The following is a 12514-nucleotide window of genomic DNA, read 5'->3' on the forward strand; positions in this document are numbered from 1 at the left end:
GATTCAGTTCGAGACATCTGTGTCCGACATGCCGGAAGTTCTGACTTTATAGTAGTGATTGATCTGTAACAGATTGTGGCTGATGAGATGACTAACCAACATTCGCAGGAGCTGTGTCTTGATACTTAAGGTATTGCGTCGGCTCTTGGTGTTTTTCGCGATATTCTGGGTCACTCTGGCGATTGCCACATCCTCGCCGGCCAATCTCGCTATCTGCAACGGCTATATTGGTCCTCCCGCACCACCAAAGGTCATCCTCGAAAACAAGGCGCCGTTACTGGCTTGTGAATCAGCCTACTTGTTTGACAACGCTTCAAAGATCAAGTTATACGGCAAGGACGAATACGATGTCCGTCCGATTGCCAGTATCACAAAGCTCTGACCGCATTGACGTTTCTCAAGTTCAACGTCAAATGGGCTAAGACGGTCGAAATGACTATGGAAGATGTTGAGAACTCATCTCGCTCCGTCTTGCGCGCTGGACACACGTACCGCGTCGACGATCTCTTTCATGCCAGCCTGATGGGTTCCGATAATCGCGCCACGCGTGCACTGGCACGATCGACAGGCGTTTCGATGGACAGCTTTGTTGTCTGTATGAACAAGACGGCTGACGATCTTGGCTTGATGACGCTAAGTGTCGAGGAACCAACCGGACTGTCAGAACAGAACGTTGCAAGCGCCGCTGATGTTGCGCGACTTATGAACGCCGCCGCCAACAACAAGAATATCGGCTCGGTGCTGCAGATGAAAAGCTATAGCTTCTCTTCCGTAAATCGCAAACGCCAATATACCTTCGGCAATACGAACCGTCTTCTCAGTGGTCGTTGGGACGTCGAGGGCGGAAAGACTGGCTACATCGACGAGTCCGGCTGGTGCTTTGTAGCTCGTGTGAATGATCGCCACGGGCACGACTTGACTGCCGTGGTCCTCGGCGCCAACTCCAATACCCAGCGTTTTCGCCAGACACAGAAGCTATTCGACTGGGCGTTCGGCCAGCTCGATAGTCGGAAATACTAATTTCGTCCATTCATAATCGCAGCTTTTCTCCCCATTCATTTCTTCTGATTCCCGGTGCGGCAATCGTGTGCAACGAAAGATTTGCCGAATGTCTCAATCTCTCCGCAAAAATCGTTGACAATTGCAAATGAATAAATAGATTACTCGCCTTTAGAAGCTGGCGCCCTAGCTCAGTTGGTAGAGCAGCAGACTGAAAATCTGCGTGTCCCCAGTTCGATTCTGGGGGGCGCCACTTTTGATGCCAAACCCTAGGTAGTCTTTACGCCACCCTAGCTCAGTTGGTAGAGCAGCTGATTCGTAATCAGCAGGTCGTCGGTTCGACTCCGATGGGTGGCTTTTTTTATGGGACACTTTTGGTGCAAGTTTGTACAAAGGGCAGGCCAAGTTTGCTCCAAAGTGTTGAGACGTCCTGACAGGTGAAATTCAATGCCGTAAGTAGCCACTCATTGGCATCGAATCACGGACGACCGACTCGTTGGAGCTGTCAATTCTGATGAACGTTTGTTGTACATGCGAAGGAACAGGGACTTCCAATCTACCTAGTCGCTTGCTAGCCCGAACCCGCATGGATTTTACTTCAACGCATTCTTGCGTTCATTTTACTGATCAATTCTAGTCTTACTTCACTGCGTTGAGTGATTTCACAGCAGGAAAGGACTTATCTGAACAGCGCACGAAATATCTTATTTGTCTTTTGCATGACGGCTGTTTCGATCCTGTTCTGCTCAAGCGCTCAGGCAAGGACATACTACGTCCGCGTTGGCGGAAGCAATTCAGCCAGTGGACTCAGCTGGTCGACGGCCTGGGCAACTCCCAGCTACACAAATGGTCGAATCGCCGCCGGTGATACGGTTTTGTTTGGCTCTGGTCGCTGGTTAAACTCGCAGATAGTGGCACCAACCGGAGGGGCATCTTCGAGACGAACAGTTTATGCCTGCTCAACTCTAACAGTTGCGACAAAGAATTCCGCGATCATCAGTGGTGCCGAACCGGTGACAAACTGGACAGCACACAGTGGAAACATCTGGCGGGCGACTTGGTCAGGGAGTTCTTGTTTTGATCCGGGCGATGGCGGTAAATCCTACACATTAACTCAAAATGACCAATTGTTCGAGCCGATGTCAAGTCTTGCCGGCGTAAATGCAGCAGGTAAATTCTTTCACAACCTCTCAACTAACACGATTTATGCGTGGCCATTTGGCAATGTCAATCCGAATTCTTCCGAAATGCTCTGTTCATGCAAACCTCCGGTGATATTCGAAAGCGAAAATCAGGATCACGTTTTGTTTTTCGGGCTCGATTTCCGAATGGGTAAGCAGGGGACCATAGTCTGGCGCGCTGGCGCCGACAGTATTGCTTTCTCTCACTGCAACCTGAGTAGAACAGCCAATCTGGAACTGGCAAATGCGGCAGTGATTATGTCGAGTCACTTCGTCTCCAACTACAGTCAAAGCTCGCGAAATCTGTGGGGAAGATTCAATTCATTCACTTCGTGCTCGGTAAGCGTCGCTTCCGCTGAACAGTCAGGTGTGTACCAGCACAACGGATCCGGAGCGATCCTCTATGATCAGGATAGAGCAGTCTTTGATTCCTGCGTTTTCTACCAACTGCCTGGTGACGGTGTGATGTTCAAATTATCCTACACCGATCCCACAAGCGCACACGGTGAATTCAATGTTGTGCGGCACTGTACCTTTGAGAATATCGAGGGTTTCGGAGTGGACATTTACACTGGCAACTATCGCGATTCCATATACGGCAATACCTTTATTAACAATGAATATGCGGGCATTCAAATCGGTGGTGGCGAAGTCGATCCATCTGACTGGGGCTATCATTTCATCGCAAACAATACATTCTATCGCTGCAATATTGCCGCCCAATACCGGGATCCGGATGACAGTCTCAAAGGCGTCTTCCTCTACAATGTCATCTACGACATGGAGTATAATCCTTCAAATGAAAACTACTTCATGACATTGACCCGTCCCGGCCACACTACTGATGACAAAGTCACAGTCGATTCCAATATCTGGTTCGATCCGTCAAATTCGTTTTCTGGCCGCCTCAAAACGGGAGCTGTAAACTGGACTGGATGGCGGAATGCCGGTTTTGATGCTCGCGGCACTTGGGCGAACCCAAATCTCGCCGATCCCGGCAACAGAGACTTTTCACGGCCATCCTCCTCCCAGGAAATGAACCGCACCTACGGCGGTAAGACCTGGACCCGCTACGGCGCATGGCAGCCGCCCAGCGGCCCGTGCACTGTGCCCGGCGTGCCATCACTCGTAGCGCCGATAAACGCCGCTACCGGCTTGCTCCTGCCGTTAGTCATCGACTGGAGCGATGTCGCGACAGCAACTTCCTACCAACTGCAAATTGACGACAATGCAGATTTTTCGAGCCCGATCCTGACACAGACGACTGGCGTCTCGACCTACCAAGCTACGTCCCTGAGTTCGGGTATCTCACTATACTGGCGCGTCCGTGCCCAAAACGGCTGCGGCTCCGGCAGCTGGAGTAGTTCACGAGTGTTCATTGTCCTTTGCCCAACAACGGCAGCGCCGACTCTCCTTTCACCATCGCTCGGCGCAACGAATATGGCCCAACCGGTTGCACTCGATTGGGCAAACGTCACCGATGCGTTGCTCTATGAAGTTCAAGTAGACAACAATTCCGATTTTTCAAGTCCGAACATCAGTCAACAAACAACTACGTCTGCGTACTCAGCCGGTGGACTCAGTTCAGGAACGCTCTTCTTTTGGCGCACGCGGGCACAAAACATATGTGGATGGGGAAGTTGGAGTGTGAACCGTACATTCACGACAGCGGGCGGCGACGCAACCCCGCCGGTCATTTCCGGGGTTACTGCCAAGAATATCACATCCAACAGCGCTTTGATCACATGGACTACCAACGAGGCTGCCACCACGCAAATTGACTACGGAATTACGACTAACTACGGCTCCACTACAGTGCTCAATTCGAACCTTTCGACAACTCACTCTCAGGCGATCTCCGGTCTGTCTCAATTTACTACCTACTATTTCCGGGTCCGTTCGCGCGATGCCAATGGCAATGAATCCGTCAGCAGTAGTTACGTTTTGATGACAACTGAGCCCTTGATCGATCTCGATAGCGGAATCCAGCCGACAGTTTCAAGCAGCTTTGCTGGTTACTCGCCTTCGCGAATTACCGACGATGTGCTGAATCCTTACGGCGGTACTTCAACTACCTGGGCTGCAACCGAGAGTTCTCTCTTGCCTCACTGGGTCGAGGTCGACTTCGGATCAAGCCGTGTCGTCAAGCGCGTAGTAATCTATTGGGCGTGGAACTCCACGCAATCGCGTTGGATGACTTCTCAGAACTTCCGCATTCAGACATGGAACGGCCAGGCATTTGCCGATGTCGCAACCGTCAACAGCGCTACTGCCGACAGCTGCTCCTTCTTTTCAATACCTGCCACAACAACCACGCGTATCAGGTATTATCAGCCCGCAAACATGGGACCAACGACTTACTCGTCAGTCCTGTGGATAAGCGAACTCGACATATTTGGATTGGTGAACACGGCACCGAGCCAGCCTCAGTTGTCGAGCCCGGCGGATGGCAGTCTACTCAACACACTCTCGCCATCGGTTACTCTCGGTAATTCCTTTGATTCCGAAGGCACACCTGTGAAATACAATTTCCAGGTATCTACAAATTCGAGTTTCTCCAACATTGTCGCCGAGACATCCGACCAAGCACAGGGAAGCATGGGTACAACCACTTGGGTTGTAAGCCCCACTCTCACCGCCGGAGCAACCTACCACTGGCGGGCACGTTCGCACGACGACTTCATGTTCTCGAATTTCACCTCACCGCGCTCCTTTGTTCTCAGCCCGACTGCAGTAGCATTCATCTGCGGCGATGTCGATCGATCCGGGGTTGTTACGGTCTCCGATGTCGTGAACCTAATCAACTTCATCTTCTTCGGCGGCGCAGCGCCAAACCCGCTCCAAGCAGCAGATGTCGATTGCAGTGGAATCGTCACCATCTCTGATGTAGTCTACCTGATTAACTACATTTTTGGCGGCGGACAGTCTTCTTGCGCCGGCTGCTAATCTGAAACTTGTAATCTAGCCCTGATCATCCTCAAAAACGGCGAGCCCGCCACACAGTCGTCTCCCTCGCCGAAGCCTTGACTTCTGGTCTTTTTTGCGTTTATTGATTTGATAGGGGAGAAGACGCCTCTTGAAGACTTCTTACTCCCGGCGTTGCGTCTGGAGCTTCTTGTGGCGCGCTTCTGGCTGGTGCCGGAAGGGCATTACGAATAATGAAAGCCGTGCTTGGATTCGTCAATGTTGAATAAAGGGAATTTAAGGGACCGCCTCGTATCCGAAAGAGTGATTTCGGATGGACTATTGTTTCAGACGCTGCTTGCCCGCGATCAACAAAACAGCAAACCGGTAGTTCTCAAACGCCCTCAGCCCGATCGCGAAATTCCTCAAAGCGACTTAAGCAGTATTCTCCGCAGTAGCTTTGAAGCCACCCGCTATTGGAAACATCCCGGAATCTTGGTTCCGTTTGCGGGCTATGATCACGACGGCGCGTTCGAAATCGCATTGCGTTACATAAATGATGATCATCGCTCATCGCTGACATCTGACTTGCTGCTCCGACATGCCGAGGAGATCCTCCCGCAATTGTTTTCTGCCATCGATTTTATTCACTTAATGAGATTTGTCCACTGCGATCTGAAGCCCGAAAACATCTTTGTTGTTCGGTCCGATGGCAAGCTGCGCCTACTCATTACTGATCTTGATCTTGTTCGACCTATTGGATCCAAACCGCTCGGAAAGATCGTGGGTACGCGGCCTTTTATGGCGCCGGAGGTTCTCGAAGACGACATTTTTGTCGCCCAGTCGGACTATTATTCCTTGGGGGTAATTCTCTTTTTACTTTGCCACCGCGATCAATCTCTGCGAGAACGACTCTCCGGCGAGAGTGCGAAACAGGAGCTTGCCGGCATCACCGAGGCTGAATGTGATTTCGTTGATGACCTGAAATGGCTAGCGCCAGTAGTGTCCGAACTGCTTGTAAGACATTACCAGCTTCGACCACCGGCGCTGTTGCCGTTGCTCACGAAACTCAATCCCAGACTTTGGCCTGATCGCAGTACGCTGGAGCGCTCGCTATTTCTACATGATCTTCGCTCCAGCTATCGACGCTACTTGGCCGAAAATCCTCGTGGAAAGAGTTCTCCAGCCGATTTCGTCCGCTCCAATCAACGGCTCTTCGGCATACCGGACGAAATCCTATCAACGCTGGCCAAAGATCTTGGCTCCAAACCGAAAATTCAGTACCGACTCCTCAAGGAGGTAGCAGATAATTCTGCAATCGCAGTCAACGCCGGTAGATGGAACCTGCTTGTTCCGGTAGGGACTGCGCGTTTAACAGTCGAACAGCTATTAGTCGAATCAGGCGTCAACGTCACACTCGAAGTACAAAGTCTTTCACGCCGTGCGCTGCTTCGGCGTGCAATTAACCTGGAAACATCCGGCAACCTGTTGTTTGCAGCTCTTTGGCTGGAACGATTTCTTGACAGTCTTCCCGATCAGGAGAAATCTGCACTGGGCGTAGTGATACAGTTGAAGATTGCGCACCTTCTGCAGGTCGCCCGATTCTACGACGAAGCCGACTCACGGTATCGCGTACTACTGGAAGACAAGGAACTACTTCCACGATATCGCGCAGTTGCAATGCGCGGCCTGGTCGATCTGTACAGATTTTCGATTGATCGTAAGCGTCTCTATTCGATTCTCGGACAAATATACGGAATATACCGTAAACGGAAGTTCGACTTGGGGCGCCTACAAATTGTCCTCAACATGACTTGGCGACTCGATAGTAGAACTCGAATCGAGAATGCCTACCGGCGACTCCGCAAAATCGAGCAATTTCTTATGTCAAACCAATCACGGACATTTCGATTGACCGCGGGAAGTATGCTTGGCCAAATTGAATACCGAATGGGAAATCCGGATGCTGCCGTCAAAACATTTACTAAGGCACTGGAAGTATATGGCAAGGTTGATAGTCTTGCTTCTGCCTCGGTACGCGCCGGATTGGTCGTTCCATTGTCAGATACTGGTCGATATCACGAAGCATATAAGGAAACGGAAAAGTACCTTCTTCTTCCGTCGACTAAGCGAGATGTTCGTCGAAGGCTGCGCCCCTACCTGCATATGACGACTATTGCAGGGATTATTGGCGACTACCAGTCAGCTGAATTCACAGCCAACAAACTCTTGGAGTCGGCACTTGCAAGCAACGATGCGGCCGCAGTGGCATACCACTCGTTTGAGCTTGGATGGTTGTATCTTCGCAGCGGCAGATACAACGAGTCTCGCGACCGATTTCGATCGGCGGCCGACTCCTATCAGGAAATGGGCAACAAAATTGAACTCGCCAAGACTCACATGTTTCTGTCACTACTTCTTGGTTGGCGGGGGCAAATCGATATTGCGAGAAATCTCATTCAACGCTCTGCGGCGATCCTGTCCGAACACTCCGAGCCAATCGATGCACTCGACGCGCGGCAGTTCGCTCTTCACATTGAGTACGAGGCTGGAGCAAAGGTCGATGTCGCTGAAGCTGTCGACATTATCAACGACTACGTGTCGCGCCGGAGCTACCTGGGTGCTGCGTTTACTGCCAGTTTACTGCTGTTAGATGGAGAATACGCCGTCGTAGACTCCATTGTCACGCAAGACGAATCATTCCATGCCTATTGCCGCGATTCCGGCGCGATCATCGGCAAAGCGTTGCTTCTGCATCTTAAGTCCAGCAAGACCGCCGCCAAGGGGGGTGACAACGTCCAGCTCGCCCCGATGCGAGAGACTCTCCTTTTCTACCGCAAATACGGTTACTTCTATCATGCCGCCAATATTGCCAATCAGCTCGGCGAGCTATATCGCAACCTTGGAAAAGCCCAACTCGCACGCGGCTTTTTCGCAGAAGCTGCTCGACTATATACCATCGTCGGCAATCGTGTACGAACAGACATTGCAAAGTCTCAACTCGACGCTCTCGACGAAGCCGGCAACTCCGTGGCCGCCAGATATAAATCGATGCTGGAAGTCTCCGAATTGCTCAATTCGTTCGAGGACTATTCTACTACGACCAGCAAACTGCTGACCTTTGCGGTTGAACAGACGGGTGCGGAGCGCGCAGCGCTTCTGCTCGCAACCGAAGGCGGAGCCGATCTGCGTATCGAATCAGCAATCGACTGCGACAAGATCAGCCGCGACGACATTCTCACCATGAGTAAGAGTGTTATGAAAGCCGTTTTCGACAAGAACGAAGCTCTCATTGTCACCGACGCCCAAACCAACTCGATCACGCGCGAGTATCGAAGCGTCATCAAGCACAATATCTATTCAATCGCTTGTGTGCCGCTTATGTCCGCAGGGGGGATTATCGGCGTCTTGTATCTCGATCACCACAGCCTCCCCAGTGTGTTCTCCGAAGACGAGTACAAACTGGTCACTGCTGTCGCTAACTTCATCGGAGTCGCTTTGTCGCGTGCTCGCCAATACGACCTCTCTCGAAGACAAACTCACGCTCTCGAACTGCGCGGCGCCTCGAACGATGCCGGCGTCTCCTTCATCACCAAGAATGCCAGTCTTGCCAAGCTCATTGACCGTCTTCCCCAAATAGCAGATTCTCGCGCAGCTATTCTCCTGCTCGGCGAAAGCGGTACCGGCAAGGACGTTCTCGCAAACATCATCCACCAGAAGAGCCCTTATCATAACGGGCCACTGATTCCTATCAATTGCGCTGGTGCCGCTGGCGAAATACTCGAGAGCGAGCTCTTCGGTATCGGCAAAGGCATTGCTACTGGAGTGATTCGCCGTGAAGGCAAAATCCAGTCTGCCGATGGCGGTACATTGTTCTTAGATGAAATTGGCGATATGCCGATTGCAACACAGATTAAGTTGCTCCGTGTGCTCGAAACCAGGGAAGTGCAGATGATAGGCGAGCGCCAATCGCGTAAAGTCGACTTTCGTCTGATCGCGGCGACAAATCGTGACCTTGTTGCAATGATGGCTAACGAGCGATTTCGCTCAGATTTATATTATCGAATCAACACGGTCGAAATCGTTTTGCCGCCATTGCGCGAACGTATCGAGGATCTCGAACTTCTGATTGATCACTTCACGCAGATCTACTGCCCTGGCCGAAGATTCAAATTTACCCGTTCTTGCTGGAAACTTCTCAACGACTACCATTGGCCCGGCAATGTCCGCGAAGTGCGGCATCTCGTCGAGCGCCTCAAAATTCACAGCAACTCCGACGTCATCAACGAGTCGCTACTTTCCTCGGAAATACTCGGTGCAAAACCACGCCCGAAAGAGACTCACCTTCGGTCTCATGTCAGTGATTCGGAGAAGGCCCTCATCACAAAGACACTTGCGGAATGCCAGGGCAATCAATCAGAGACTGCTCGCCGCCTTGGAATTCCGTTCTCAACCCTTCAACGCAAAATCAAGAACCTCAAAATCAGAGTCCCGCGTAAACGCCGCTAGTAAGGCCTCCCACATTGCCATATCATTCTACCCATTTTCGGGCAAATTGATAAGCTATTGAGGCAAAGGCAGTTGTGGCGTTCGTTAGCGCACGGTTAACCGAAAACGGTTAATCGGAGCGCTTTTCTTGTTTTACGCGCCTTTCTCGGCGACCTAGATCGCTATGTACGACAACACGTTACGTCGACGGAGGGCCTGGCGGACCTTTCGGCACGCGCTTTGACATAACCAACTCCTGAAGGCTGGATGCCAATTCAAACTCAGGAGGAGTTAATGTCAATATCCAAACGGTCAATCGCTGGTGGCTCAAAATGGTTCGTTCTCTTTCTCACACTTATTCTTGCGTTGTTTTCGATTGTCGGTCCAACTGTCGTTGCCGAAGGAGGGGGGCCGATCTATCCACCAAACGGAGGCGGCGAAGATACACTCGGTATTCCAGAGCCAAGCCTACAGCCGGACAACATCAGTTTCTTTGAGATGATCGGACTCTATTTCGAAACGATCTTCTAGATAACGCGAAGTAACGTCAACTCTGACCAATTAGAGGAGAGCGGCGGGGGAGACCTCGCCGCGAGGAAAAATGGCAAAAATCGAAAATCTACTCATGGTCCTGCATCTACTGATGGCGCGTCGCATGGTGACGCTCGACCTCATCGTCAAGGAGTGCAAAGTCAGCCAACGTACCGCGTTTCGGTATATCGGTTCGCTGGAAGCCGCTGGATTCCCGCTCGAAAGGGAAAACTCCGGCTATCGCCTTCTGAGCCGAACTGGTGCCTTGTCAACGCTGTCACCATCAGAACTCAGCGCCGTCTATCTCGGCGTCGAGATGCTCGAATCAGTTCTCGGTGCTGAACAACTTGAGGTCTTTCGCCGCGTCAAACTCAAGCTTGAATCCTATGTAACCGCCGAAGTCCGGCAAGAACTCAACACGCTTGTACAAGCGGTCGCCAAGACCGATGATTCGCGTACTCTGCGGGAGCACTTGATAATCTCGCTGCTCAAAGTTGCGCAACTCCAAAATCTCAAAGTGCGACTATATCACTCAGATTCAACTACCGGAATCCAAATCTCCGAATTCAACCGCCCGACTTTGCAGTTCGAAAAAGAATGGAAACTCTCAACCGAAATCGACAGCAAACGCCATCTGATCAGACTCGCAGACATAGTCGATATCGAATTTGAATGAAAAAAAGTTGAGATTTCTGAAAAAAAGTTAATTTGTACTGTCACGTTCTGACAGTGCCATATACGATACTATAGTGGGCGACAGGAAACATCTCGGCGACGGTGCCTCATTAGGGGGGCAACCGGGGCTACGGGGTGCAGGCAAAGAGGGGAAAAAAAGAGGGGAAGAAGCCGTCCTGAGAGAGGGGGCTAGGAAACTCTCAGGGAACGCGTGCCTCTTCCCCAAACTTGGGTCTGGAAGGTCTTTTCACTTCCAGCAATTTTGCGCCACAATTATAACGTGAAGTACTCCCAAGATGCAAGATTATTTTTTCACTTTCTCAAATAATTCGCCTCCAAGTAAGACTTAAGCGGTCTGCTTTGCTTCGAAAGGAGTTACATTACTCTGACTCGCCTTTTCTCCCAAAATAACTGTTGCATGAATTGGGAGCTGGCGCGTTATTTCTAATGGGAAGAGGCTTTCAGCCGCAGTCTGCACCGCCAAAAAAGCGAAAAACTCCGACTCTCCTATCGGACAAGACGAATAATCGTCGTTTTGAGAGTGGCTCCAGGAAAGGGAGTCTACGAAATGGGAAATTTGTTGGTGTGTCTTCCAGTTTAGAAAGGGATCTAACATGAGAAGAACAATCCTTCCATTGTTGTTGCTGCTGTTTGTTGCAGCCTGCAGCAAATCCGCCTTTGCTCAAATTGACCCGGGCGTTCCCGATTCAATACTCATTTCCGGCGGACCGCTGGTCTTCGGAAAATCAGTGCCGTTGTCCTTTACCATCAAAAACGATGAAGAGCTCGATGGAATCATTGTGCAAACGAAAATGATGACACAGAACGGTGGTTTTGCCAAGCTCGACTCTATCGTCTTATGTAAACCGTATGGCTGATCCGACCGTGCTTGGCATTCGACTCCGATATCTGCATGTTGACGGAATACCAACCGATAGCTTCGCAATCGTGGCATTCAAAGCTGGCGATGAAAACCTATCGATTGGGAACACGCCTGTTTTCTTAATGTACTTCACTGGCTTGTCTCTCGGACGTATGCCGATACTGCCCTATACCGCTTTCAATGGTGATCGTTCCGGCGTTTTTATTGCTGGAGTCCCTGGGGGCAGTGCTGTCAGAATAGCTCAACGAACTTTCGTTGTGGAAATCATCGAGCAATCCGCTCCTCCGTTCATTGCGCTCGAAGAGACAGTAGTCAGAGCTGTGGCCGGTTCGACCATTCAGATTCCAATCGCTTTTGGCTCCTCATTGGGTCTCGAAACTGCGGCTGCGATTGAATCGATAGTCGGTGTCGACGATAGCCAGACGGTCCCTGCTAATTCACCTGTAATCTTCACCGAAGATTCACCAAGAATCGAATGGGCGACTTCGCAATCTGACATCCAAGTCTGGCGGCTCAAACTCAGAGTGACCGACTCCAATAATCAAATTAGCCAATGCGCATTGAGGTTCAATTGGTGGATTCGCCGGAACAACTCGTGCCTTTCGCGACATTGGCCAACCCAACCGAGATTACTGCAACTTCTTTGGCCGTAGGCAACTTCGACACCGATCCGGCATCGGAACTCTTTGTCACGAGTGGTGAATTCAGTAGCTCCGCGTGCCTATCTTTTCGATATTAATGAAAGCGGTTTTGAATACACATATTCGTACGATCTTGAGTCGCACAAGTCTGGTGCTCGCGCTGGTTACCTCGATTCTGATTCGCATCTTGATGTTGTAACGACAGGATGGGG

At 50.9% G+C, this 12514-nt stretch carries 8 protein-coding genes and 2 tRNA genes; all 10 read left to right on the top strand.

Annotated features, from left to right (window positions below):
- Positions 1-118 precede the first annotated feature (118 nt).
- The 10 genes from IPH59_01285 to IPH59_01330 all read left to right on the top strand — a co-directional run bounded on the left by IPH59_01285 (position 119) and on the right by IPH59_01330 (position 12314).
- Positions 119-382 (top strand): hypothetical protein, encoded by a 264-nt coding sequence (locus tag IPH59_01285; GenBank protein MBK7090349.1) that lies wholly within the window; start codon positions 119-121, stop codon positions 380-382.
- A gap of 50 nt (positions 383-432) precedes the next feature.
- Positions 433-1020, top strand: coding sequence for a D-alanyl-D-alanine carboxypeptidase (locus tag IPH59_01290; protein MBK7090350.1), 588 nt, complete (start codon positions 433-435; stop codon positions 1018-1020).
- Positions 1021-1179: 159 nt separating this feature from the next.
- Positions 1180-1252 (top strand) — tRNA-Phe (locus tag IPH59_01295).
- 31 nt (positions 1253-1283) lie between these two features.
- Positions 1284-1356: transfer RNA gene (locus IPH59_01300), tRNA-Thr, on the top strand.
- Positions 1357-1718: 362 nt separating this feature from the next.
- Positions 1719-5126, top strand: a complete 3408-nt coding sequence (locus IPH59_01305; protein ID MBK7090351.1) for a right-handed parallel beta-helix repeat-containing protein — start codon at positions 1719-1721, stop codon at positions 5124-5126.
- A 300-nt stretch (positions 5127-5426) separates the two neighbouring features.
- A complete protein-coding gene (locus IPH59_01310; protein ID MBK7090352.1) occupies positions 5427-9593 on the top strand; it encodes a sigma 54-interacting transcriptional regulator in 4167 nt (1388 codons plus the stop codon).
- Between the two features lie 273 nt (positions 9594-9866).
- Positions 9867-10103: a hypothetical protein gene (locus tag IPH59_01315; protein MBK7090353.1), complete on the top strand. Its 237-nt coding sequence runs from the start codon at positions 9867-9869 to the stop codon at positions 10101-10103.
- A gap of 70 nt (positions 10104-10173) precedes the next feature.
- Positions 10174-10779, top strand: a complete 606-nt coding sequence (locus IPH59_01320) for an HTH domain-containing protein (GenBank protein ID MBK7090354.1) — start codon at positions 10174-10176, stop codon at positions 10777-10779.
- A gap of 613 nt (positions 10780-11392) precedes the next feature.
- Entirely contained in the window at positions 11393-11656 is a 264-nt protein-coding gene (locus IPH59_01325; protein ID MBK7090355.1) for a hypothetical protein, read from the top strand.
- Positions 11649-12314, top strand: a complete 666-nt coding sequence (locus IPH59_01330; protein ID MBK7090356.1) for a hypothetical protein — start codon at positions 11649-11651, stop codon at positions 12312-12314. The genes IPH59_01325 and IPH59_01330 overlap by 8 nt, the downstream gene beginning before the upstream one ends.
- Positions 12315-12514 lie beyond the last annotated feature (200 nt).

Source organism: bacterium (assembly GCA_016708315.1).
Classification (GTDB): Bacteria; Zixibacteria; MSB-5A5; order CAIYYT01; family CAIYYT01; genus JADJGC01.